Source organism: Paenibacillus sp. J2L1-98 (assembly GCF_056269405.1).
This window is the reverse complement of the sequence record NZ_JBWDNW010000001.1, coordinates 369,479-393,289: the sequence shown is the minus strand read 5'-3', so window position 1 is coordinate 393,289 and position 23,811 is coordinate 369,479. Positions and strand designations below refer to the sequence as shown.

General features: G+C 48.0%; 22 protein-coding genes. 17 read left to right on the top strand and 5 right to left on the bottom strand.

Going from position 1 to position 23,811, the window contains the following annotated elements:
* Window positions 1–12: 12 nt before the first annotated feature.
* From AC0YNZ_RS01885 to gndA, 5 genes are all read left to right on the top strand, one after another.
* The gene (locus AC0YNZ_RS01885; protein ID WP_475825015.1) at window positions 13–1,182 is read left to right on the top strand and encodes an ABC transporter permease; all 1,170 of its coding nucleotides are present in this window, start codon (window positions 13–15) and stop codon (window positions 1,180–1,182) included.
* Complete coding sequence (locus AC0YNZ_RS01880) at window positions 1,175–2,335, top strand: ABC transporter permease (protein ID WP_475825014.1); 1,161 nt, start codon at window positions 1,175–1,177, stop codon at window positions 2,333–2,335. Before AC0YNZ_RS01885 ends, AC0YNZ_RS01880 begins: the two co-directional genes overlap by 8 nt.
* 365 nt (window positions 2,336–2,700) lie before the next feature.
* Window positions 2,701–4,404: a proline--tRNA ligase gene (locus AC0YNZ_RS01875; RefSeq protein ID WP_475825013.1), complete on the top strand. Its 1,704-nt coding sequence runs from the start codon at window positions 2,701–2,703 to the stop codon at window positions 4,402–4,404.
* A gap of 248 nt (window positions 4,405–4,652) precedes the next feature.
* The gene (locus tag AC0YNZ_RS01870; RefSeq protein ID WP_475825012.1) at window positions 4,653–5,249 is read left to right on the top strand and encodes a hypothetical protein; all 597 of its coding nucleotides are present in this window, start codon (window positions 4,653–4,655) and stop codon (window positions 5,247–5,249) included.
* A 285-nt stretch (window positions 5,250–5,534) separates the two neighbouring features.
* A complete protein-coding gene (gndA, locus tag AC0YNZ_RS01865; RefSeq protein ID WP_110769135.1) occupies window positions 5,535–6,947 on the top strand; it encodes an NADP-dependent phosphogluconate dehydrogenase in 1,413 nt (470 codons plus the stop codon).
* 13 nt (window positions 6,948–6,960) lie between these two features.
* On the opposite strand, the gene AC0YNZ_RS01860 is transcribed toward gndA, so the two are convergent.
* On the bottom strand, window positions 6,961–7,284 hold the full coding sequence (locus AC0YNZ_RS01860) for a hypothetical protein (protein WP_475825011.1): 324 nt from the start codon (window positions 7,282–7,284) through the stop codon (window positions 6,961–6,963).
* Between the two features lie 145 nt (window positions 7,285–7,429).
* Here AC0YNZ_RS01860 and AC0YNZ_RS01855 point away from each other — a divergent pair, with 145 nt between their 5' ends.
* The 6 genes from AC0YNZ_RS01855 to ptsP all read left to right on the top strand — a co-directional run bounded on the left by AC0YNZ_RS01855 (window position 7,430) and on the right by ptsP (window position 14,420).
* A complete protein-coding gene (locus AC0YNZ_RS01855; RefSeq protein WP_475825010.1) occupies window positions 7,430–7,954 on the top strand; it encodes a shikimate kinase in 525 nt (174 codons plus the stop codon).
* Between the two features lie 77 nt (window positions 7,955–8,031).
* Entirely contained in the window at window positions 8,032–9,327 is a 1,296-nt protein-coding gene (aroA, locus tag AC0YNZ_RS01850; protein WP_475825009.1) for a 3-phosphoshikimate 1-carboxyvinyltransferase, read from the top strand.
* A gap of 53 nt (window positions 9,328–9,380) precedes the next feature.
* Window positions 9,381–9,815 (top strand): CoA-binding protein, encoded by a 435-nt coding sequence (locus AC0YNZ_RS01845; RefSeq protein ID WP_475825008.1) that lies wholly within the window; start codon window positions 9,381–9,383, stop codon window positions 9,813–9,815.
* 143 nt (window positions 9,816–9,958) lie between these two features.
* Window positions 9,959–10,585 carry a hypothetical protein gene (locus tag AC0YNZ_RS01840; protein ID WP_475825007.1) on the top strand — a complete coding sequence of 209 codons (627 nt, stop codon included), beginning with the start codon at window positions 9,959–9,961 and terminating at the stop codon, window positions 10,583–10,585.
* Window positions 10,586–10,794: 209 nt separating this feature from the next.
* On the top strand, window positions 10,795–12,681 hold the full coding sequence (locus AC0YNZ_RS01835; RefSeq protein WP_475825006.1) for a glucose PTS transporter subunit IIA: 1,887 nt from the start codon (window positions 10,795–10,797) through the stop codon (window positions 12,679–12,681).
* Window positions 12,678–14,420 (top strand): phosphoenolpyruvate--protein phosphotransferase, encoded by a 1,743-nt coding sequence (ptsP, locus tag AC0YNZ_RS01830; RefSeq protein WP_475825005.1) that lies wholly within the window; start codon window positions 12,678–12,680, stop codon window positions 14,418–14,420. Before AC0YNZ_RS01835 ends, ptsP begins: the two co-directional genes overlap by 4 nt.
* Here ptsP and AC0YNZ_RS01825 read toward each other — a convergent pair.
* Window positions 14,417–14,947: a type 1 glutamine amidotransferase domain-containing protein gene (locus AC0YNZ_RS01825; RefSeq protein ID WP_110769128.1), complete on the bottom strand. Its 531-nt coding sequence runs from the start codon at window positions 14,945–14,947 to the stop codon at window positions 14,417–14,419. The genes ptsP and AC0YNZ_RS01825 overlap by 4 nt on opposite strands.
* A 52-nt stretch (window positions 14,948–14,999) precedes the next feature.
* Between AC0YNZ_RS01825 and AC0YNZ_RS01820 the strand changes: the two genes are divergently transcribed.
* The 4 genes from AC0YNZ_RS01820 (at window position 15,000) to AC0YNZ_RS01805 (ending at window position 18,115) form a co-directional block, all read left to right on the top strand.
* Entirely contained in the window at window positions 15,000–15,437 is a 438-nt protein-coding gene (locus AC0YNZ_RS01820; protein WP_475825004.1) for a VanZ family protein, read from the top strand.
* 194 nt (window positions 15,438–15,631) lie between these two features.
* The gene (locus tag AC0YNZ_RS01815) at window positions 15,632–16,009 is read left to right on the top strand and encodes a hypothetical protein (protein WP_475825003.1); all 378 of its coding nucleotides are present in this window, start codon (window positions 15,632–15,634) and stop codon (window positions 16,007–16,009) included.
* Between the two features lie 397 nt (window positions 16,010–16,406).
* A complete protein-coding gene (ccpA, locus tag AC0YNZ_RS01810; RefSeq protein WP_110769125.1) occupies window positions 16,407–17,411 on the top strand; it encodes a catabolite control protein A in 1,005 nt (334 codons plus the stop codon).
* Between the two features lie 5 nt (window positions 17,412–17,416).
* Window positions 17,417–18,115, top strand: coding sequence for a 5'-methylthioadenosine/adenosylhomocysteine nucleosidase (locus AC0YNZ_RS01805; protein ID WP_475825002.1), 699 nt, complete (start codon window positions 17,417–17,419; stop codon window positions 18,113–18,115).
* Between the two features lie 137 nt (window positions 18,116–18,252).
* Here AC0YNZ_RS01805 and AC0YNZ_RS01800 read toward each other — a convergent pair whose 3' ends face one another.
* Both AC0YNZ_RS01800 and AC0YNZ_RS01795 read right to left on the bottom strand, forming a co-directional pair.
* The gene (locus AC0YNZ_RS01800; RefSeq protein WP_475825001.1) at window positions 18,253–19,431 is read right to left on the bottom strand and encodes an acetoin utilization protein AcuC; all 1,179 of its coding nucleotides are present in this window, start codon (window positions 19,429–19,431) and stop codon (window positions 18,253–18,255) included.
* 51 nt (window positions 19,432–19,482) lie between these two features.
* Window positions 19,483–20,118 carry a GNAT family N-acetyltransferase gene (locus AC0YNZ_RS01795; RefSeq protein WP_475825000.1) on the bottom strand — a complete coding sequence of 212 codons (636 nt, stop codon included), beginning with the start codon at window positions 20,116–20,118 and terminating at the stop codon, window positions 19,483–19,485.
* 242 nt (window positions 20,119–20,360) lie between these two features.
* On the opposite strand from AC0YNZ_RS01795, the gene acsA reads away from it, so the two are divergent.
* Window positions 20,361–22,085, top strand: coding sequence for an acetate--CoA ligase (gene acsA, locus AC0YNZ_RS01790; RefSeq protein ID WP_475824999.1), 1,725 nt, complete (start codon window positions 20,361–20,363; stop codon window positions 22,083–22,085).
* A gap of 79 nt (window positions 22,086–22,164) precedes the next feature.
* Here acsA and AC0YNZ_RS01785 read toward each other — a convergent pair whose 3' ends face one another.
* Entirely contained in the window at window positions 22,165–22,548 is a 384-nt protein-coding gene (locus AC0YNZ_RS01785) for a VOC family protein (protein ID WP_475824998.1), read from the bottom strand.
* 226 nt (window positions 22,549–22,774) lie between these two features.
* Between AC0YNZ_RS01785 and AC0YNZ_RS01780 the strand changes: the two genes are divergently transcribed.
* A complete protein-coding gene (locus AC0YNZ_RS01780; protein WP_475824997.1) occupies window positions 22,775–23,734 on the top strand; it encodes an aldo/keto reductase in 960 nt (319 codons plus the stop codon).
* Window positions 23,735–23,811: the final 77 nt, after the last annotated feature.

The window sequence follows — 23,811 nt, the reverse complement described above, 5'->3', positions numbered from 1 at the left end:
GAGGGGGTTACTATGCGTGCATGGTGGACGACTGCTTGTTATGAGCTGATCAAATACAGCCGGATGCGTTCCGTACTCATCATATTGATTGGATTGCCATTATTGCTGATTTTGCTGCTTGGAAGCGCGTTTGATACGGAAATTAAGCCCGCTAAGGTCGCACTGTACGTTGCGGATCAGGGAGAAATGAGACCAGGCATCGATTCGTTCTGGAAAGATGAAGCCATCAAGCCATATATCAAGGTTCTTAAAGCTGGATCGGAGGGTGAGGTGCAGGACTTTGTGCGCGAAGGGATTGCCGATTACGGCGTGTTTATTCCTTCAGATTTCTCTAAGCGTTTGCTGGCAGGTGACAAGGCGAATTGGTTAACGTATTCAGGACGCTATGAAGAGAAAAATATAGCAGCGGATACTGTTGTAAACGGCTATATGGCAAAAGTGAATATGCGGATAGCGGCTGCGGAGACGCTTGGCCTTGAACTTGCAGCAGAAGCTGATGAAGCGAATAGTCAGGCTGCGGCAGGTGAATCTCTCATTGCCACCCGTAATCTGGGGTCGGGGGATAGTCAAGAATTCGGCGAGACCTCTGCGATTCAATACTATTCAGCGGCCTACTTAATTATGTTCCTGCTTTATGGCGGTATGTCGGGGGCTCTTGCGCTGCTGAATCAGAGAGAGAGCGGCACGCTGCAGCGGATGTATGCCATTCCGGCTTCGTTTAGAGCGATCATGTTCGGCATCATTGTAGGAGCAGTCATGCTTGCTGCGCTGCAAGCGGTCGTAATCGTAACGTTCACAGCCTGTGTTTACGATGTGGAATGGGGAAGTCATTTTGGATGGATTACACTGATTTGTCTGTTTACGACTGCGGCAGGGGAAGGGCTTGCGATTACGATTGCGTCATTCGCCCGTACAAGAAAAACAACGCAAACCTTGTTTACTATTATTGTATTCAGCATGACCTTTCTGAGCGGCGGAATGATGGCCGGAATTGAAACGATGGTTGGAGGAGCCGACAAATTAACAATAAATCATTGGGCGAATGCCAGCCTGCGAGCGATTATGAGCGGGACGGACACATCGGCCGTATGGAGTGAAATCGGGATGCTTGGACTTATCGCACTCATACTGTCTATAATCGCAGTCGTCAGGCTGCCTAAGGTGGTGAAGCAGCATGCCTAGCTTGCATATCGCAGCACAGCTCATACGCAGGACGATGGGGTCACGCCGCGGGTTGATCATGAACGTGATGCTTCCTGCAATTATTTTATCGATCATGGCAGGGCTGTTCGCCAGCTTTGAAGGAGAGAAAGCGGTCATTGCCGTGAATAACGCGGATGCCGGCATTTTAGGCAGCTACCTTGCCACCTCTTTAGAGCAGGAAAGTCTATACGAGATTCATTTGGAGCCGAATTTGACGGAACTGGAGCTTAAGGACATGGTTTTGGACGGGAAAGCAGATGCCGCCATCTATATCCCTTCCGATTACTCGGAGAAATGGCTGAAAGGAGCCGGGTCCAAGGCGGTTCTCTACCGGATGAATGAGCAATTGTGGAACGCTTCGCTGGCAGCCATGCTGGCGACGGAAGGCAATAAGCTTGCTGCCTCAGTCGCTCTTGTTCAGGGCGCAAGCGCCGGTGCCGGAACAGACTTAACGAAGCTAACCGCTTTACTTGAGGCGCAAGCGTCGCCGAAAGCTGTGGCGGAGAACGCCGACATGAAGCTGGGCAATATCGTTTCCAATCCGATGATGATCGGTCTAATCTTGATGTTTCTTATGCTGCTCGTCAGCCAATCGATCGGCCTCGTGATGGAGGATAGGGAGCAGCGCACGATGGCTAGAATGTTCACCGCTCCGCTGCGCGCTATCGATATCGCCTTCGGCAATTTTATGGGCAGCATGCTTGTGGGCACCTTACAGCTCGTTATCGTGCTTGGCTTAACGTATTTCGTATTCGGCTATTCACCGGGCATCTCTTTCGGGCCGATGCTGCTTGTGCTGGAGTTCTTTTTGCTGTCGGCCGTGGGCCTGGCATCTGCGGTAGCGGGGCTTGTGCGCAACAGCATCCAGCTATCTCAGATCAACACCTTAATCATTACTCCTACCTGCCTGATCAGCGGCTGCTTTTTCCCGCTTTCCTTCCTGCCTGATTTTATGCAAAAGCTCGCTAATTTTACGCCGCAAAAATGGGCCATCGGGGCGATCGACCGTTTAGGCGGCGGTGGCAGCTTTAGTGACATCGGACTGCAGCTTCTCATATTGTTTCTATTCGCAGCCGTAATGATTGCCTTTGGATCAGCCGTGCTTAGACCGAACAGCACGAGCAAATTATGACACACTGCATTCGGCGCCAAAATGTGCTTGACTTCGTTACTGTTATATTGTAAATTTGTCAAAAGTTAACGATATTATAACAGCGTCGACCAAGGCTACGTTAGTCAGCAACCGTTTATAACAGAGAGGAAGCCCACAGGCTGCAAGGCTTCTATGAACGATTGATTAATCCTACCTTGCGAGCTGCAGCGGTATAGATGTAGCAGCCGCAGCCGGAATTTTCGTTCCGTTATCTAATTGAGAGCTGTCCTGATGGTTTGGCGGCTGTATGAGGGTGGTACCACGAACGCATTCGTCCCTTACGAATGCGTTCTTTTTGTTTTTCTACCGGAACCGGAATCTGAACAATCGGAGGGTTATCAACAATGAGACAGAGCCAATTATTAATGCCGACGCTGCGCGAGGCGCCATCGGATGCGGAAGCGGCCAGCCATAAGCTGATGCTGCGGGCAGGATTAATCAGACAGCTTGCGGCTGGCATCTACACTTATTTGCCGCTCGGTCGCCGCGTGCTCAGAAAGCTTGAGCAGATCGTGCGGGAGGAAATGGATCAAGCGGGCGCGCAAGAGGTGTTAATGCCCGCGCTGCAGCCGGCCGAGTTGTGGCAGCAATCGGGCCGCTATGAGGTCTACGGGCCTGAGCTGATTCGGCTGCAGGATCGTCACGAACGGGAGTTTACGCTTGGTCCGACTCATGAAGAGGTGATTACCGCCTTAGTTCGCGGAGAGGTGAATTCCTACAGGCAGCTGCCGGTGATGCTGTACCAAATTCAAACGAAGTTCCGCGACGAGAAGCGTCCCCGGTACGGTTTGCTGCGAGGCAGAGAATTTCTAATGAAGGATGCATACTCCTTCGACAAGGACTGGGACGGTCTTCACCGCAGCTATATGAGCATGTATGAGGCCTATAACCGCATCTTTACTCGCTGCGGCCTCCGTTATCGCGCTGTAGAAGCGGATGCAGGGTCAATAGGAGGCGAAGGCGGGACGCATGAATTTATGGCGCTGGCCGATATCGGCGAAGATACAATTGCCGCATGCAATGCCTGCCGCTATGCGGCTAATCTGGAGAAAGCCGAGTACCGCATAGTGCATAGAGAAAATGGCGGGCCGGCATCGCAGAAGAAAGAGCTTGAACGTCTCCATACACCGGACATTAAGAAGGTGGACCAGCTTGTCGAGGCGTTTGGCCTAGGCGCGGATGCATTTATGAAAACATTAATTTATGTTGCCGACGGGAAGCCCGTAGCCGTCATTGTTCGGGGTGATCATGAGGTAAATGAAATAAAGGTCAAGAATGCTTTGGCCGCAAACAATCTGGAACTTGCGGATCAAGAGACGGCAGAGCGCGTAACCGGTGCGCCGACCGGCTTTGCCGGCCCGATCGGATTAAATATCCCTATCCTTGCCGACCATGCTGTACTGGCAATGGATACGGGTATAGCGGGAGCTAACGAGAAGGACTATCACTTTGGCGGTGTATTCCCGGATGATCATTTGCCGAATGCGCTGGCAGGCGATTATCGCAATGCGATAGCCGACGACTGCTGTCCGCGCTGCGAGCAAGGACGCTTGACATTCCACCTTGGAATAGAGGTCGGCCATGTGTTTAAGCTTGGAACGAAATACAGCGAAGCGATGAACGCGAAATTTCTTAACGATTCGGGTACGGAGCAGCCGTTAATTATGGGCTGCTACGGAATAGGAGTATCCAGGCTGCTCTCCGCCGTTATTGAGCAGCATTCGGACAGCAACGGGATCATATGGCCGAAGTCGATTGCGCCCTATCACGTTCATGTCATTCCGGTGTCTGCGAAGGATCAGGCTCAAATGGATTTGGCGCTGCATATTGCGGCTAGACTTCAAGAGGCTGGGGTAGAGACGCTGCTGGATGATCGCGACGAGCGGGCAGGCGTCAAATTCAAGGATTCCGATCTCATCGGCATACCTCTGCGAATCGTCGCAGGGAAGCATGCCGCTGAGGGTATTGTAGAGCTTAAGTTCAGGAACGAAGCAACAGTACAGAAGCTGGACTTAGAGGAAGCAATAGCGGCAGCGCTAATAAAGTAAGGGAGCAGACCGGAAATTGCCAGCCAGCTGCTATATTTTCCGCAGCTGACTATGGAATAATGAAGCAAAAAGGGAACGAGCCGTTATCATTTCGAGACGGCCGCGCCCTTTTTTAAGTTTAACCGCTTATAATCGTAAAATTAGTCAATAATCCAAGTTGCCATTACATAAGATGGAGTATAAGATGAAGATAAGAACAAATTATCAGAACATTTCGTCAACTAAACTGAGGTAAGGGAGGGATTGCCGTGAATAAAAGCCATGAAGTCGAATACTGCAATTTGGAGCTGCGATTTGACCGCCGGCAAATCCAGAATCTCATCCGCGATCTTATTCAGGAGGGTTACTCCTTGTATTGGAGTGAGACAGAAGGGCAGTTCCTTGTATCCATTCGAACCGGCCGCAAGCTCGTCAAGCTTCAATTCCAGCGAATGAAGAATCGCTATAAGATTGTCGGAGATTACATCATCAAAGACGAGAAATTATCAGAATTGATTGAAAAGTTGATTAATGACACACGTGGACATGCGGTAGTGAAGCGCATTAAAGATCGTCAAATCGTCATTGAGAGTATTATGTTCGGTGAGATTATACGACTCGTGGAGGTGTCCGGTATGGAACATCGGATTATTTATCAGAAGAAGCCTTTCGTTACAATAGAAGAAATGATTAGAGCCTTTCAGTCGAAGCGCGCAGAGGAAAGAGCTGTCGTACTTCGCTATGAGCTGGATTACGAGTTGTCGATGCTGTTTGATGCGCTGCAAGGCAACGATGAGGAAGCGGCTGCTGAATCTAAAGAACGCTTGATTGCACTTCGTTCGGAAATGCTGCAACTGGAGCTCTGATGATAGATGTAGGTCCCCATATGAAAACCTAAAAACGATCGAAAGCTGTGAAGCACCTACAGCCTTTGATCGTTTTTAGGTTGTGCAATTTTGTGAAAACAGGAGATATTTATGTGGTTCATGTTAGGTTTTCGCACATATATAAGATATTCTTTTTGAATCGGTCAATAATTCTGATGCCTTTTAAGCGACATTTTTCCTCTTAGATAGTTTTCTTCTTGCCATAAAAAGAGTAAAATAAAACTATTGTGACCCAAAATAGATGATGAAGGATGGAAAAACCAGATGTCAAAACAGCAAATTGGTGTAATTGGATTGGCCGTAATGGGTAAAAACCTTGCCCTTAACATTGAGAGCAGAGGCTTTACAGTATCCGTATTTAACCGCTCCCGCGAAAAAACGGACGATCTTGTTCAAGAAGCAGCAGGCAAAAACCTTGTTCCAACTTATACGATTGAAGAATTCGTACAATCACTTGAAGTGCCGCGCAAAATTTTGATCATGGTACAAGCAGGTGCGGGAACAGACGCTACAATCGATTCCCTCGTTCCTCATTTGGCTGAAGGCGACATCATCATTGATGGCGGTAACGCTTATTTCCCTGATACAGTGCGTCGCAGCAAAGATCTTGAAGCTAAAGGCTTCCGTTTCATCGGTACTGGCGTATCCGGCGGCGAAGAGGGCGCTTTGAAAGGACCTTCCATCATGCCGGGCGGCCAAAAATCCGCTTACGAGCTTGTTGAACCGATCCTTACTTCAATTTCCGCAAAAGTAGGCGACGACGCTTGCTGCACATACATTGGACCAGATGGCGCAGGCCACTATGTGAAAATGGTACACAACGGAATTGAGTACGGCGATATGCAGCTGATTTGCGAAGCATACGACCTGCTCAAGAACGTTCTTGACGTTAGCGCTGAAGAACTTCACGAAATTTTCTCCGAGTGGAACAAAGGCGAGCTGGACAGCTACCTTATCGAGATCACAAGAGATATCTTCTCGAAATATGATCCTGAGACTGGCAAGCCTATGGTTGACGTTATCCTTGATTCCGCAGGTCAAAAAGGAACTGGAAAATGGACAAGCCAAAGCTCGCTCGATCTTGGCGTTCCGCTTTCAATCATTACAGAATCCGTATTTACCCGTTTCTTGTCTGCTATGAAAGAAGAGCGCGTTGCAGCAAGTAAAGTGCTTAGCGGCCCTGCGAAAACGCCTTTCCAAGGCGACAAAGCAGCATTTATCGAAGCTGTGCGTAAAGCGTTGTTCGCAAGTAAAATTTGCTCGTACGCACAAGGCTTCGCTCAAATGCGTGCAGCTTCCGAAGAATACAACTGGGATCTTAACTACGGCGAAATCGCAATGATCTTCCGCGGCGGCTGCATTATCCGTGCTCGCTTCCTGCAAAACATCAAAGATGCTTACGACCGTGATCCTAACCTGCGCAACCTGTTGCTGGATCCTTACTTCCAAAACATCGTAGAGTCGTACCAAGGCGCATGGCGCGAAGTAATTGCTCTAGCTGTTACAAACGGAGTACCGGTTCCTGCTTTCGCAAGCGCGATCGCTTATTTCGACAGCTACCGTACAGAGCGTCTGCCTGCGAACCTGCTTCAAGCGCAACGCGACTACTTCGGCGCTCACACGTTCAAACGTTTGGACAAAGAAGGCACTTTCCACTTCAACTGGATGCAATCTTAATTCGGGAAGCCGGTTAGAGCATCGGCTTGCGGGGATTGTCCTGATTCAATCCATAGGCTGCTTGACGCAGCCAGTCGCGAAGCCGGTCTGCCTCTTGAGCGGAATAATGTCTGCGATGAATGAGCGACATGGCTGCTTCGGCAAAGAAATGAAAGTTTTGCATTAAGCGTGGCTGCGAAAGATCCAGTAAGGCTGGATCTTCGTCAGCCACCTTTTTTTTAATAAATTCAAGCATCCAAATAACATCGGCGCGACAGAGTGGATGAGCAGGATCGAGGATGCGATTGATACGTTTCTCGGTCGGGTGGGGAGCGGACAAATGAAGATCACTGGTCATCGTTAACTTCACTCCTATCCTTGATTAAACATTATTATCATCCATACGGCATTAGCAACTTTTTTATACCCTACAATTACAAAAAAATGATATGATGTTGAAGAAAAAATGGTTTAGCAAGAACGAAAAGGGTGAAACGGTTACGATGGAAAGGCAGCAATTGAAGAAATTAGTGCTAATCGGGTTTATGGGAACCGGCAAGTCAACCGTCAGCAGGCTGTTATCCGAGAAGCTAGGCTGGAAGCGGGTCGACGGTGATGAGGAAATCGAAAGGCTTGAAAACAAGCGGATTTCTGACATTTTCGCGGCCGATGGGGAAGCGGGTTTTCGGGTAATCGAAACCAGGGTGCTTGATGGGATTTTGGCAAGTGAGGAAAATGCCGTAGTTGCTACAGGCGGAGGTGCCGTACTAAGCGCGGTAAACCGGGAGCTTATGCTGAACAAGGGCTTTGTCGTCGCGCTAAAGGCAAGTCCGGAGCAAATTATTGCTCGGGTGCAGTCGGACACGGAGCGTCCTTTGCTGCAAGGCGATGCAGTGGAGAGGGTTAATCTGCTGCTTGCGCAGCGCAAGCATGCTTACGATTTTGCGCATCTTACGATCGATACGACGAATATGTCAGCAGAAGAAGTCGTTGCAGCCATATTGGAGCAATCGGACATTCAGCAATAACAGAAGTTATCATCACTCCATCGGACTCGCGCCCGGTTTAGGAGTATATATTATTGTTAAGGGAGATCATACGAACTATGGATGTATTCGTAACACCGACACCAAGGCTTGAAGGCGAACTTCAAGCGCTTTCTTCGAAAAACTACACAACCCGCTACCTGTTGGTAGCAGCTCTTGCAGAAGGGACGAGCATGATTTATTATCCTGCTCATAGCGAGGATAGCGATGCGATGCGTCGTTGTATCCGCGATCTGGGTGCGATTGTTGAGGAGGATGACGAGAAAATCGTCATTACCGGTTTTGGCCGTCATCCGAAGCCAGTCGAGCAGTTGGATGTGGGCAATGCAGGCGCTGTATTACGCTTTTTGATGGCTATTGCTGCGTTGTGCCCGGACGTAACCTTCATTAACCGTTATCCCGATTCACTCGGCAAGCGTCCGCACAGCGATTTGATTGAATCGTTGACAGCGATGGGCGTGTCTATCGAGCACAATGACGGAAAGCTTCCTATTCGCATTAAAGGCGGCGCTCCCAAAGGCGGAAAAATTCAAGTATCAGGAAACATAAGTTCACAATTTTTGAGCGCTCTGCTGTTCTTGACTCCTCTATTAGAAGAGGACAGTGAAATCGAAGTGCTGCACGACTTGAAATCGAAGGTTGTAGTCGGTCAAACGCTTGAAGTATTGGAGCAAGCAGGAATTGTTATTCATGCTGATGAAGACTACATGCGGTTCCGTGTTCCAGGCGGTCAAAGCTATGCTGCAAAAACTTATTCCGTACAAGGGGACTACCCTGGCTCCGCAGCAATTCTAGCAGCTGCTGCCGTAACCGAATCGGATGTCATCGTGCATCGTCTGGAAGAGAAGAGCAAGCAAGGCGAACGCGCCGTAGTTGATGTATTGAAGATGATGGAGGTTCCGCTTACGCATGAGAACGGTATCGTTCATGTGAAAGGAAACGGAAAGCTGAAAGCTGTGGAGTTCGATGGCGATCATGCAACGGATGCCGTACTTGCGATGGTTGCAGCGGCTGTTTTTGCCGAGGGGACTTCCCGTTTCTATAATGTAGAAAACCTGCGTTACAAAGAATGCGACCGAATTACCGATTATTTGAATGAGCTGCGCAAAGCGGGCGCGAACGTAGAAGAACGCCAGGCTGAGATCATCGTGCACGGCCGTCCGGAGGGCGTAGAAGGCGGCGTTGAGATTAATGCACATTACGATCACCGCGTCATTATGGCGTTAACGATCGTAGGCTTGCGCGCGAAACAGCCAATCCGCATTCGAGATGCTCATCACGTAGCGAAATCTTATCCGATTTACTTCGATCATTTGAAAGCATTGGGTGCAAATGTCGAGTGGATTGAAGGCTAAATGTAAATGGACGCTATCGTTTTTGTTCAAAAAATAATGATTGAGGTGTTATGATGGCATTTGAGAATCCTACGCGTGAGCAGATTAAGGGTATTTTAGAGAAAAGCACTACAGTCGCCGTTGTCGGCTTGTCGGACAACCCCGAGCGGGTTTCGTATATGGTATCCGAGGCCATGCAAGCGAAGGGCTATACGATTATTCCTGTCAATCCTAACGCCGAAACCATATTGGGACAAAAAAGCTACGCGTCGCTTCAAGATATTCCCGTACCTGTTGATATCGTTAATGTTTTCCGCAGAAGCGAACATACGCCTCCGGTAGCAGAGGAAGCCGTAGCTATTGGCGCCAAAACCTTTTGGCTCCAGCTTGGCATCGCAAATGAGGAAGCGGCAGCTATCGCGGCTGCAGGCGGGTTGGTAGTTATAATGGACCGTTGTATTAAGGTTGAGGATTCTATCCTGCTTCCTGGAGGGAAATCCAAAACATAACTGTTATAAAAAAAGGGACACTCCTACACAATAAGAAGGCTTCAAGAGCGAGTGCCGAATTTGCTGGTTCGCCCGAACAACTAAAGCGAAGCGCGCGGCAGTCACTTGAAGACTTTATGATTGTAATCCAAGGAGGACACGACGTGAATCAATTTTCGCAACAACCGGGTAATTTCCAAGGCCAACAGAGCTTCCTAAACCAAGGTGCACAATTTCAGCCAACAGGCAATGTGCAATCTCACTACCAAGGACAGCTCAGCCAACCGACATTTGGCAGACAAACGAATTCTATTGTTTCGAATGCGCCAGGCGGTTATCAAATGTCTAGTTCCTATAGCCAAGGTGCACAGCACTTTGCTCCGACAGGCTATTCGAATATGACACATCCGGTGGGAACGAACAATTCATTCATCTCGCATCAACCGGTTCAAAGCTACGCTCATTCGCCAGCAACGGCGTTTGGCAACGTTGGTCCGGTAATTTCGCATGTAGGCTACCAAGCAGGAGCTGATAACCAGCAATCACATTATCAGCCATCTTCGAACATTGGATCCCAGTATGCCCAGCATGCATCATCCAATTTCGGGGGCTATGCGCAGTCTAATATGCAAAACAACTATGGCGGTATGACGCAGACTCATTCGAACACACCGATCCACCCTGTATATGAAGCCACAAATGCTTACCAACAAGCGGGACCTGTCATTTCCCAAATAGGCTGGCATTCGTCGGGTGCGGCTAACGCTCCTTATTCCGGTGGCATGCGATAACATCGTTTTAAAAAATAAGAAAAGAATCATCAACATCGGCGGGCCTTTACGGGCTCGCCGTTTTACTTTGACAAAAACGTAGCAAACGCTTAACATCGATATAGATATTATGGACTAGGTGAAAAGTTAACGGAGTCAGTTTTGGATTGCAAAACTAAGCTAATGCTTACGAAGCCAGTTTTGCTTCGCAAAACTTTAGGAGGTGCGGGATGGTTTTCATGGGAAGCCTGCAGCAGCTCGGTAGAGCTTTTATGCTGCCGATGATTGTACTGCCGGGAGCGGCTATATTTTTGAGCTTAAGTAAGCTGCCCTGGGCTTACATAGGCCTGCCAGGTATGGAAGGATATTTATTAGCGGCAAGCGATATCATTTTTACGTTTTTACCATATATCTTTGCGCTTGGCATATCGCTTGGGTTAACTGGAAACGCGCTCGCAGCAGGTATGGCAGCGCTCGTAGGCATGATTATTTACAGCGGCATCACAGGCACTGCCGAGGTTCAAATTGAACCAACCGTGCTAATTGGGACAATTATCGGAATTATATCGGGCTTCAGTCACGAACGCTTCAAAAGCCTGCGTTTACCGGAATACATACAGTTTTTCGGTGGCCCGAGGTTCGTTCCGCTGTTCGTTAGCTTCGTTTCCTTGCTGTTCTCGATAGGAATGATTAAGATTGCCCCATATTTGCAGCAAATGCTTGTGGAGCTGGGGGAAATCGTTGCATCGGGCGGCGGCTTCGGCGTGTTTTTATACGGCTTTGTACACCGCATTCTGGTTGTATTCGGCTTGCACCATTTGGTCAGCCATGTGTTCTGGTTTCAGATTGGCGGCTATAAGACAGCATCGGGACAAATGGTATATGGAGACCTGCCGCGCTTCTTTGCGGGCGATCCGTCAGCCGGCGTTTTTATGGCTGGATTATATCCGACGATGATGTTCGCTCTGCCGGCCATTGCTCTTGCGATTATTCATGAAGCGCGCGAGGATTTGAAGCCGAAAATTCGGAGAACGTTCCTTTACGCGGCGCTCGCTTCATTCCTGACAGGTGTAACCGAGCCGGTTGAATTCGCATTTTTGTTCGTGGCTCCGTTTTTATATGTCGTTCATGCCATATTGTCGGGTATTATCATGTGGGTCACCTATGAGCTCGGCATAAAGCACGGTTTCTCATTTTCGGCCGGGGCAATAGACTTCGTCATTAATGAGCATTTGGCGACTCGGGGCTGGCTCATTATACCGATCGGCATTGTAGTCGGATTTATTTATTATTTCTTGTTTCGCTGGGCCATTCGCAGATTTCGGATTCCGACACCGGGCCGTGAGGAAGGCTCGCAGCTTGACGAATGGGCAGGCGACATTCCTTATCGCGCACCGCTTATTTTGCAGGCCATCGGCGGGAAACAAAATATAGAAAAGATGGAGTCCTGTATTACAAGACTGCGGCTTAAAGTATCCAACGATAAGCTGCTCGATATAAATGCACTTCGCAATTTAGGCGCGGCAGGCGTTATAAAGCTGGGAGGTGGACATGTTCAGGTCGTATTCGGTACCTACTCTGAGCTTATCCGTGAAGAAATGGTCAAGACCATCCATCGCGATCAAGCCCAAGTATTGTTCCACTCGCCCATGCAAGGACGAATGATTCCGCTTAATGAGGTGCCTGATCCGATTTTCGCAGGAAAGCTTGTTGGACAAGGGGTCGCATTCATCCCCGACAAGGGAGAGCTTGTATCTCCGGTTAAAGGTAAAATCATTCATATTTACCCGACCATGCATGCGGTCGGCATTCTTACTCCTGAGGGGCTGGAGGTGCTGCTTCATATTGGGATCGACACCTCGAAGCTGGCAGGCAAAGCCTATTTTAATGCGGTTGTTAAAGAAGGCGACGAAGTCACGCCAGGCATGCTGCTCGTAAAATTTGATCTGCAGCGCGTCCGAAGGGAAAGTAAGTCACTTGCTACGCCGATGGTTATTACGAATTCTGATCTTGTGCACTCGTGGAGGTTTGCGCCGTTCAAAGCGGTGAAAAAAGGGCAGTCCTCGGTAATGTCAGTTGTACTTAAAGAGAGAAATGGTGGAGGGGAAACACAATGATTCAAGGAATAGGAGCGTCAGCAGGCATAGCGATTGGGAGATCGTTTGTGCTTCCGAATTGGGAATGGGAGTTACCGGAGCAAAAAATTGATGTAGCTGATTTTGCCCGCGAGTTCGAACGTGTATACGAAGGCATTCGTACTTCGAAATCGGAAATCGAGCAGATTAAGGATGAGCTGCGCGATGTAGTCGGTTCGGAGGAAACACATATTTTCGATGCTCATATAGCCATTTTGGACGATCCTGTCTTTATGAATGAAATACAAGGCATCATCCAACGCCAATATAAAGCGGCTGAGGTAGCTGTTAAGGAAGCGATTGACCATTTTGTTACGATGTTCGATTTGCTTGATGATGAGTATATGAAGGAACGAGCGCTTGACATTAAGGATGTAGGCAACCGCTTGCTGAAGCATCTGCTTGGCGCACCGGAAATTACGCTGCCTTCGGATACACAGCCTTTTATTCTGATCGCGAAGGAGCTTTCGCCTTCTCAGCTCGCACATATCAATCCTCAGCATGTGCTTGGCATTGTGACGCTCGCAGGGAGCACGACCTCGCATTCGGCTATCATGGCACGGGCGCTCGGCGTACCGCTCGTTGTAGGCGTTGAGACGAAGCTGGAGGAGCCGATTCAGACGGGCCAAACGATTATTATTGATGGCAGCGATGGAACGGTATTTATTGAACCTGTTCAGCAAATCATTGACGCCTATACAGAGCTGCACAACGCTCAAGCAGAAGCGAAAAAAAGGCTGCATGGCATTGCAGGCCACCGTCCAGTAACGCCGGATGGTAAAAGATTGGAGCTTGCCGCTAACATTAGTTCCTTTAAAGAGCTGGAAATTGCTTTGTCGAGCGGGGCGCACGGCGTTGGCTTGTTCCGTACCGAGTTTTTGTACATGGACCGCAATCGGTTTCCGAAGGAAGAGGAGCAGTTCGAGGTATACCGCAGCGTTGCCGAGAAGCTCGGCGGCGAGCCGCTCGTCATCCGGACGCTTGATGTCGGGGGCGACAAACAGCTTGATTATTTTGAGCTGCCCGAAGAGGACAATCCTTTCCTTGGCTATAGAGCGATCCGGATTTCGTTAGACCGGCAGGATTTATTTAAAACGCAGCTGCGCGCTATATTGCGTGCCAGCCATTACGGTCAGGTGAAGCTGATGTATCCGCTAATCTCGTCTGTGGACGAGGTGCGTGCTGCGAATGTTGTATTGAATGAAGCGAAGCGTGAGCTTGAGGAAGCAGGCCACCCTTATGATAAAGGGATTAAGATCGGGATTATGATCGAAGTGCCCGCAGCAGTTATGATTGCGGATTTGCTTGCAGAAGAGGTTGATTTCTTCAGTATTGGAACGAATGATTTGGTTCAGTTCACGTTAGCTGTCGATCGGATGAACGAAGAAATATCTCATTTGTATGAGCCCTATCATCCTGCTTTGATTCGGATGCTGCGAATGACGGTTGAAGCGGCCAAACGTGCCGGAATATCCGTATGCGTCTGCGGGGAGCTTGCGGGAGATTTACGAGCGCTGCCGGTTTGGCTTAGCTTGGACGTGGATGAAATCAGTATGTCTTCGCACTCCATTTTGCAAGTGAAGGAAAGACTGCTTTGTACTTCCCAGGAAGAGAGCAGAGAGGTATTTCAGCAGCTGCAAGCCTGCCGTACAAGCACCGAAATAATAGAACAATTAACTGCCTTTATGCAGCGCATAGATAAAAAAACAGCGAATGGTTAACCCATTCGCTGTACTAATGCGTCCACAAATGCTTTTGCATAGGGAGGAAGATCTGGCGGGCGTCGCGCGGAGATAAGATTTCCGTCTACAACGACGGCTTCATCGTACCATGTAGCGCCTGCATTTTCCATATCGTCACGAATGCCGGGTGTTGAGGTTACTTTGCGGCCTTCTAAAATTTTCGCCGAAATGAGCACCCAGCCAGCATGGCAGATCTGCCCAATCGGCTTGTCTGCTGCATTCAGCTCTTGTACGAGCTGCAATACTTTCGGGTAACGGCGCAGCTTATCAGGTGCCCAGCCGCCTGGAACCAATAGACCGATAATGTCTTCGCTGTTCACTTCATCGAATGACAAATCGGCCACCGCAGGAACACCATATTTGCCGATATGCTTTTTACCTTTCTCAGGACCAGCATACAGAACGGTCGCTCCGGCTTCGCGTGCACGATATACGGGATACCATAGCTCCAAATCCTCAAACTCGTCGTCAAGCAGGCAGATGACGGTTTTGTTTTGTAATGACATATTTACCCCTCCATCTATTAAAGATCTCTATTATTGTAGCGAAGGAGACACAATGAAGCAAACAGTTCCTTTTTCAAGCTCAATTTCATATTTAAGACTGCTGCGATTTTTGCCGGCAGTCGCTTGGATGGCCGTTATTTTTGCACTTTCTTCGAGAACTAGCGATGAGATCAATACATTGCTGCCATTCTTTCAAAAGTATCTTCCCTTTATGGAAGATTTCAATTGGGGCCATTTTGTTTCTTATTTCGTTCTGGCAGCAGCACTTGATTATGGAATCGGCAGAAAGGGAGACCGGTTCTGGATGAAGGTTATCATCGTGCTAATCTGCGGTTTATATGGAATTACCGACGAATTTCATCAATCCTTTGTAGGCGGAAGAATGCCGGACCCGCTGGATGTGCGCAATGATCTAATCGGGGCAGCTTTATGGACAGCATTGTCAGCGGTACCGCCGATACGGAAAGTTTGGAGAAAAGCGGCGCCTTGAACGGAAGATTTGGAGACTCGAAAATATGGTTTCAGTAGTAAAAATTACATAGCATTATAAGCAGGAATTTGTGCGAAAATGGTCGAATAATTTATTTATTGTAACTCTGAAAGCAACGCTTAGCGGCGATAGCTGCTATTAAGAAGGAGTGGACCACTTTGCATAAGCGGTGTCATTGTGGTGACATCATGAAGATGAAACTGCGAACAGTTATTTATTCGGGGAAGGTCGAGATTGACAATGTACCCATTTTTTCCTGTACAACCTGCAACCGCAGTGAGGTGTTTCCGGAGGTAAAGCCGGATTTAACCGGATTAATCGCACAACTCGGAGCTCAACCAGATAAGCAAACATTTCTTTTTAATGAATGTAACGAGTGGGCGAATTTGTTAGTGGAAGCGAAAGCGGAGAAGCTGCAGACGGACCAACCCGCATTCGAGAGATTGATCGAACATCGAATTAACGAGCTGCTTGATTTGTATTTGCTTGCTCAATCTCTTAACGACGTGGCTTGGATTACGGATATTAATAAGAGACTTGAGCAAATAAGCCGTCGCACGCTACTTACATAGCTGCTCGGATTTACCTTTTTAAAGATATCGATTCAAAAGATTAATAGAAACACAGCCAATCATAAATGGATGGCTGGAAGGCCGGTTATTGAGAACCCTCAAGCGAGGGTTCTTTTTTTAGGTATAAACAGCTTATACAGAAGCCGGCGCTGCAGCTCCGTTTTTCGGAATTCTTAAAGTATCCATTTGTTAGTAAATTTTATACAGTTTTTTTCACAATATACCTCATAAACAATGCAAGCCATTTTCTATTGTTGATCAATGAAAAATCAATGAAAGCTCGGAATATCACGGTTTTTGACGTCTTTTGCTTTGCGTTGCCAATCCCTTTATGCTATGATTACGTTAATATATGGCGTACGTAATTTAAAAATCTGAGCTAATGGAGAGAACCACTGTGACGGTAACCATTTATGATGTAGCAAGAGAAGCAGGAGTGTCGATGGCTACGGTTTCACGGGTTGTAAATAACAATCCCAACGTGAAGCCGGCAACACGCAAGAAGGTATATGAAGCAATAGAGCGACTAGGGTATCGTCCGAATGCCGTAGCAAGAGGCTTGGCTAGCAAGAAAACGACTACGGTTGGAGTTGTTATTCCCGACATTTCAAATGCTATTTTTGCCGAGGTAGCGCGTGGAATTGAAGATATTGCGAATATGTATCATTATAATATTATTTTGTGTAATGCGGATAAGAAAAAAGACAAAGAAATCCGCGTCATCAACACGCTTCTGGAGAAGCAAGTCGACGGTCTGCTATTTATGGGCGGAGCAGTTACAGAAGAGCATTTGCAAGCCTTCAAGACGGCGAATGTTCCAATCGTGCTTTGCGCGACTTCAGATGAAAGCGGTCAGATTCCTTCTGTCGACATTAATCATGAGGATGCCGCCTTTGATGCCGTTCAGAAGCTGCTTGATCAAGGCCATAAACGAATCGCGATGATCAGCGGCACGCTGCAGGATCCTTCGATTGGCTATGCAAGATTCCAAGGTTATAAGCGTGCGCTGGAAGGCGCCGGCATTGCCTACGATGATTCATTAGTCCGCATCGGTAACTATCGTTATGAGTCAGGTGCAGAAGCGATGAAATATTTCATCGAGCTGGACGAGCGTCCTACGGCCGTCTTTTCCGCCACTGATGAAATGGCGATCGGCGCGATTCACAGCATTCAGGATTCCGGCTTGAAGGTTCCTGAAGATATTTCCGTAATTAGCGTTGATAATAGCCGGATGGCATCGATGGTTCGTCCTCAGCTTACAGCAGTAGCTCAACCGATGTATGATATCGGCGCTGTTTCCATGCGTTTGCTGACGAAGCTGATGAAAAAAGAAAATGTAGATCATTCCAAAGTAGTACTGCCGCATGAAATCGTTGTGCGTCAATCGGTTGGAGGAATATAAAAGAAATGTCGTTTAACAAAATAGGGATTATTGGCGCTATGGCGGAAGAAATTGAACTGCTGCATGAGCATGTGAACGTAGTGTCTCAGGTGACGAAGGCGGGCATTACCTACTACGAAGGCAAGCTTCATGGTAAATCGGTCATTTATTGCAAATCAGGCGTAGGTAAAGTTAATGCTGCCGTCTGCACGCAAATATTGATTGATCTTGGAGCTGATTGCGTCCTGTTTACCGGAGTAGCGGGAGCAGTTGATCCTCAGCTGAATATCGGCGATATCGTCGTTTCCACAAGCTGTGTGCAGCATGATATGGATTGCTCGCCGCTCGGCTTTGCCCGTGGAACGATTCCGTTTCATCCGAGATCGGAGTTTCCGGCTGACGAAATTTTAATCGGCCTCGCTTCAGCAGCAAGCGAACGCCTATTCTCTGGACGCAGTCTTAAGGGCAAAGTGCTGTCTGGCGATCAATTTATAGCTAGCCGCGAGACGGTAAAGCTGCTCCATGAGACATTGCAAGGGGCATGTGCGGAGATGGAAGGCGCTTCGGTAGCACAAGTGTGTGATATGAATGAAACACCATTTGTTATTATTCGTTCGATGTCGGACAAGGCAGATGGATCGGCCCATGTGAATTTCTCGGAGTTTACGGTAACGGCCTCCAACAATTCCTACCAAATTATTGATGATATCGTTCAACATATTTAATAAATACGGTATGGAAAGAACCAGCTTCAATGCATGCATCGGAGCTGGTTCTTTTTTTGTGGTATGACAATGATTTAATGATATTCTTCATAGGGTTAGGATTTGGAATTTCGCTCGCTTACACAGCATTGGTGGATCTAAATATCTTGAATAACGATACGCTGCATGGCTCTATTCTTGTCGGTGATTTCCGCGCGTCTTGGCATAGGTTCGATATCGGCACGGTCATCCAGCCATTTCGTCGGCAGTTCGAGCGGGCTAATGGATGCCCAGCGCTTGAGCCAGCGATCGGGAAGCAGCGGCTGCTCTCCAGCCGCTATCGCTTGAGCGATTGGATGGTCAATCATCGTAAGCCACACCAAAGACCAAGCTCTAGGTACGACGCGAAAAATATCGTAGCCGCCTCCGCCAAGCGCAATCCAACGTCCCTCTGTATGCTTATGGGCTAATTCATGGATAATGGCAGGTATTTCCGCATAGATCCGCATGCTGCAATGGATGTGAGAGAGCGGATCGTAAGCATGCGCATCGCAGCCGTGCTGACTAATGATGACATCCGGCTTAAAGGATGCTATTACTTTACGCAGCGTGACATTAAAGCTCTCAAGCCAGGATTCATCCTCGGTATAAGGCTCGAGCGGTACGTTATAGCAGGCTCCGAAGCCATGGTCTATACCTTTCTCGTGAACGAAGCCTGTTCCAGGGAACAGAAATTTGCCGGTCTCATGGATGGAATAAGTACAAACGTCAGGATCGTCATAGAAAACCCATTGGACTCCGTCTCCGTGATGGACATCGGTGTCGATATAAAGCACTTTCGCACCGTAAGCTTGACGGATGTGTTTGATAGCGACTGCTGCATCGTTATATACGCAAAAGCCTGAAGCACGGTCAGGAAACGCGTGATGAAGTCCGCCAGCGAGATGATAAGCATGCTTAGTCCGGCCCGTCATAACAGCGTCAGCTGCGGCTACTGAGCCGTTGACGATCGTCACTGCAGCCTTGTGCATACCTGGAAAATATGGCGTATCTTCGGTGTGCAGCCCGAATTGTTGAGCGAGCAAGCTGCTATCCTCGTGATTCGATTGCTCGCTCAATTGCTTGACGGCAGCCAAATAGTCCGTTCTATGCACGAGCGACAGAAGCTCGTCCTCAGAATAAGCGGGAGGAGCTTCTATTTGCTCTTCAGATAAAGCCTGTACTTCATGGAGCAAGTCGATCGTTAGCGTAAGCCGCAGCGGATCGAAAGGATGCTCCTCCCCGAATTTATATCCGCTAGAATCCGAATGATGAATGAAAATAGCATTTGAAGCCATCCCTGTCCTCCTAAAAGGTTTGCGCAGCAAACCTGCATCGTAAGCATAAGCTTAATACATAAACCGTTGACGAAAGCGCACCCTGTCAAAATGCTCAACTGACCGAAGCGGAACTTCCTTGCCGATTCGCACCATAAGGCAATTAGCCGGATGGGAGCAAATTTCGGGATCATCCGTAGCGAACCAGATCATTCCGACCGATTGCATCAATTTTTCCATCATTTTGCGATAGTCCCAAACATTGAGCAGGGTGCCTTCCAAATCCCAATGCCAGTAATATTCAGTCGTAAATACGATCATATTTTCTAATTGATCCTCTGCAAAAGCCAGCTGAATCATACGTTTTCCCAAGCCGCAGCCGCGATAATCATCTGCTACCTCTATCGCACCGAGCTCGATGAGATCTGTCATGCCGCCTTCCGACCAGCGTTCAAGTTCATCGGCGTAGTGGAAGGTGACATAGCCGACGATCAGGTCTCCTTCACGCGCCAAAATAATTCGTCCTTCATCCAATCCGGCGATCTCAACAAGCGCTTCATGCTGTTCTTGCGGTCTTCGGAACGCGTCCAGCGCTTTGTGCATCGTCATTCTCTCCAGCCGTTCCGGCGGAACTGGTCCTTCAATAATAAGCTCACGGCCTGCGTCTAAAGCGAGCTGTTCCCGCTGCAAACGCTTTCGATGATCCAAAGCGGAAGCCTCCTTTGCAGTTCAACTGCTGCCAGATCTCAACTCTCTATAACTCTTTATAACAAACATTTGAGAAATTGAAAAGCGTAGTCGGATAGAAAAAGGATATGCTATAATGAGTTTGGCGGTTTAAGTCATGAGAAACGCGAGTAGATGCCAGCTTATTTGCATTAGGCAATGACTATTTTTTGAAAGCGTATTCTTATGAATGAGTCATACAGATTTGATGGGAGAGTGATAGTGTGATCAACTTGCATCAAGAAAGAATTCCAGCGACAGCACAAAATCCGAATTTACCGAATTATGAAGAAGCTGTCGGCAAATTTGACTGGTCGCAGATCGAGAGTCAATTCAGCTGGCATACGACAGGAAAAGTGAATATGGCTTATGAAGCCATCGACAGGCATGTCGAGCTGGGCAAAGGCGATAAAACCGCACTGCATTACAGCGATAATGAACGCGATGAATCTTACACATTTGAACAGCTGAGCAAGCAATCCAACCGTTTTGCAAACGTTTTACGCAAGCTGGGGATTAGCAAAGGCGAGCGTATCTTTATTTTTATGCCCCGCACGCCTGAACTCTATTTTAGCGCGCTTGGCGCGTGGAAGGTTGGCGCGGTCGTAGGGCCGCTATTTGAGGCCTTTATGGAGACTGCGGTAAAGGACAGACTGCTTGACAGCGAAGCTTCAGCGATTATTACGACCCCTGCCTTATATAAACGTATAAAGCGCGATGAGCTGCCGAACCTGAAGCATGTTATCGTATTTGGCAAGGATGTGCCGAAGGAAGAGGGCATTATCGATTTCGCGGAAGAGATGGCGGGTGCGTCCGATGAAGCCGAAATCGAATGGCTTGATCGCGAAGACGGCCTTATTTTGCACTATACGTCAGGTTCTACAGGGAAGCCCAAAGGCGTCTACCATGTTCAGAATGCGATGATTCAGCATTTGTACACGGGGCAAATTGTGCTTGATTTGAAAGAAAATGATATTTATTGGTGCACCGCCGATCCGGGATGGGTTACCGGTACATCATACGGTATTTTCGCACCGTGGCTGAATGGCGCTACAAATGTCATTCGCGGCGGTCGCTTTAGTCCAAGTGACTGGTATAGCGTTATTGAGAAATACGGCGTGACTGTTTGGTATAGCGCTCCTACTGCTTTCCGCATGCTTATGGGAGCAGGGGATGATATCTCGCAGCAATTTAATCTCTCCAGTCTGCGGCATGTGCTCAGCGTCGGAGAGCCGCTTAATCCGGAGGTTGTTCGCTGGGGGCTGAAGGTATATGGAGAGCGCATTCATGACACATGGTGGATGACGGAAACTGGAGGCCAGCTTATTTGTAACTACCCAAGCATGGACATTAAACCAGGCTCGATGGGCAAGCCTCTGCCGGGTGTTAAGGCTGCGATCATAGATGATAGCGGTAATGAAGTTCCGCCTTATCGAATGGGTAATTTAGCCGTTCAGACTCCTTGGCCGTCCATGATGCGGAAGGTATGGAATAATCCTTCTAAATACGAGGAATATTTTTACCTTAAAGGCTGGTACATCTCGGGAGATTCCGCTTATATGGATGAGGATGGCTACTTCTGGTTCCAGGGACGTATCGACGATGTGATAAATACAGCTGGCGAACGGGTTGGCCCGTTCGAGGTAGAGAGCAAGCTGGTCGAGCATCCGGCAGTAGCGGAGGCTGGCGTAATCGGCAAGCCTGATCCGATGCGGGGAGAAATCATTAAAGCTTTTATCGCGCTGCGGGAAGGGTTCGAGGCATCCGATGAATTGAAGCAGGAAATTTCTCAGTTTGTAAAAGTAGGATTATCCGCTCATGCGGCACCAAGAGAAATCGAGTTTAAGGATAAGCTTCCAAAAACGCGAAGCGGCAAAATTATGCGCCGGGTGTTGAAGGCATGGGAGCTGAACCTGCCAACGGGTGATCTGTCCACGATCGAAGATTAGACACAGAATAGAAGAGAGGATGTCTCCTGACTTGGAGGCATCCTCTCTTTTGCTTATTTCTTCGTATCCCGGCTTCGAATCAGCGCTGGAACAACTCAATCCACTCACCATCAGGTCCGCTTACGAAAAAGTACTTGAAGCCGTTCGGAAGTGTAGTAATGCCTTCATCCACAAAGGAAACATCGAGCTGCTTCAGGCGATCGAACTCCGCTTGCACATCGGGAACAGACACAGCAAAATGATGCACCTTGCCCTCATTCGGAAGGCTGTCGTTATAGCCTTGGATTAACTCCAGATCCGTCTCGCCTGATTGGCCAAAGCCGAGAAAGGCGAGCTCAATGATACCATTGGAATGCGGCGTGCGCCCCTTTAGCTCAAATCCGATAATTTCGGTATAAAAGGCAATGGAGGCCTCCATATTTTTGACCATTACTCCAACGTGATCAATCCGTCTGTTTGTCATCGTAATTGTTCCTTTCTACAATAAGATATAAAATTTTTCCTTCTATTGATCAATGAATTCTATCATAAGGATAAGAAAAATAGCTGTCAAGTAGGGATTCTCGGGATAAATGATACCTATGTGTTTATTTTTGAAAAAAATGGGTTGACATTCATCTGTACAGATTTATAATGATGATAGTTCCGAGTAAACAGGTAGGAATAATAGTGTAAAGGGGGTTAGCTTGTTGGAGAAGAGGAGATTAGGCGATAGTGAGCTATTTCCGTCAGTCATTGGATTCGGCGCATGGGCCGCGGGAAAGGCTGGCTGGGGAGAGGTGGACGATGATGAGGTTGAGGGTGCCATTCGTCGTGCATATGAATTGGGTATTACTTTTTATGATACAGCTCCTGCCTATGGCCTTGGACATTCTGAACAAGTGCTTGGTAAAGTGCTTAAGTCTGTTCGGGAGCATGTTATTATCGCAACAAAAGGCGGCCTAGTTTGGAATGAGCAAGGGCAGTTTAGTGCAGACGTGACAAAGGCGAATATCGTGCGCGAGGTTGAGGATAGCCTGCGGCGTTTAAATACAGACTACATTGATTTGTATCAGATCCACTTACCAGATCCTAACGCTAGAACACCGGTTGAAGAGACGTTTGAAGCATTAAATCGGTTGGTGGAAGAGGGGAAAATACACCATATCGGAGTCTCGAATTTCAATGTGCAGCAGTTAGTAGCCGCTCAATCGGTCAGTAATATTGTGTCTTTGCAATTGCCGTACAATCTGTTTCAGCGAAATGTTGAGCATGCGGCATTGCCTTATGCCAAGCAGCGGAATATCGGATTTATTCCTTATAGCCCGCTGGCGCAAGGCTTATTGACTGGTAAATTCAATTATTTAACGAGAATGCCCAAGTCGGATATACGTGCGCAGCTAAACCCGTTATTTTCTGAAAAACAATTTGTCAAAAACATCGTCATCATCGAAACGTTTACCGGAATTGCCAGGTCTATCGGGAAGCCGCTCAGCCAGGTTGCTATTAACTGGTTGTTGTACCGCAAGGAAATATCAAGCGTTATTGCCGGAGCGAAAACGGTTAAACAGGTGGAGGAGAATGCAGCCGCTGCAACATGGAGCTTATCCAGGGAAGATTACGAGCAAATCGGCCGTCTATTTGAATCGGACTCATCTTATGTTATATAAATGCTCAAACATAAAGAATGGAATGAATTATCCCAATAGTAAGAAGAAAAGGTAGCGGCCTCATGCGAGGCTGCTAC

Bases quoted from the DNA above. Each gene is read 5' to 3' on its own strand.
- AC0YNZ_RS01885 (WP_475825015.1), top strand. From the start codon at position 13: ATGCGTGCATGGTGGACGACTGCTTGTTATGAGCTGATCAAATACAGC.
- AC0YNZ_RS01880 (WP_475825014.1), top strand. From the start codon at position 1,175: ATGCCTAGCTTGCATATCGCAGCACAGCTCATACGCAGGACGATGGGG.
- AC0YNZ_RS01875 (WP_475825013.1), top strand. From the start codon at position 2,701: ATGAGACAGAGCCAATTATTAATGCCGACGCTGCGCGAGGCGCCATCG.
- gndA (WP_110769135.1), top strand. From the start codon at position 5,535: ATGTCAAAACAGCAAATTGGTGTAATTGGATTGGCCGTAATGGGTAAA.
- AC0YNZ_RS01860 (WP_475825011.1), bottom strand. From the start codon at position 7,284: ATGACCAGTGATCTTCATTTGTCCGCTCCCCACCCGACCGAGAAACGT.
- AC0YNZ_RS01855 (WP_475825010.1), top strand. From the start codon at position 7,430: ATGGAAAGGCAGCAATTGAAGAAATTAGTGCTAATCGGGTTTATGGGA.
- aroA (WP_475825009.1), top strand. From the start codon at position 8,032: ATGGATGTATTCGTAACACCGACACCAAGGCTTGAAGGCGAACTTCAA.
- AC0YNZ_RS01845 (WP_475825008.1), top strand. From the start codon at position 9,381: ATGGCATTTGAGAATCCTACGCGTGAGCAGATTAAGGGTATTTTAGAG.
- AC0YNZ_RS01835 (WP_475825006.1), top strand. From the start codon at position 10,795: ATGGTTTTCATGGGAAGCCTGCAGCAGCTCGGTAGAGCTTTTATGCTG.
- ptsP (WP_475825005.1), top strand. From the start codon at position 12,678: ATGATTCAAGGAATAGGAGCGTCAGCAGGCATAGCGATTGGGAGATCG.
- AC0YNZ_RS01825 (WP_110769128.1), bottom strand. From the start codon at position 14,947: ATGTCATTACAAAACAAAACCGTCATCTGCCTGCTTGACGACGAGTTT.
- AC0YNZ_RS01820 (WP_475825004.1), top strand. From the start codon at position 15,000: ATGAAGCAAACAGTTCCTTTTTCAAGCTCAATTTCATATTTAAGACTG.
- AC0YNZ_RS01815 (WP_475825003.1), top strand. From the start codon at position 15,632: ATGAAACTGCGAACAGTTATTTATTCGGGGAAGGTCGAGATTGACAAT.
- AC0YNZ_RS01805 (WP_475825002.1), top strand. From the start codon at position 17,417: ATGTCGTTTAACAAAATAGGGATTATTGGCGCTATGGCGGAAGAAATT.
- AC0YNZ_RS01800 (WP_475825001.1), bottom strand. From the start codon at position 19,431: ATGGCTTCAAATGCTATTTTCATTCATCATTCGGATTCTAGCGGATAT.
- AC0YNZ_RS01785 (WP_475824998.1), bottom strand. From the start codon at position 22,548: ATGACAAACAGACGGATTGATCACGTTGGAGTAATGGTCAAAAATATG.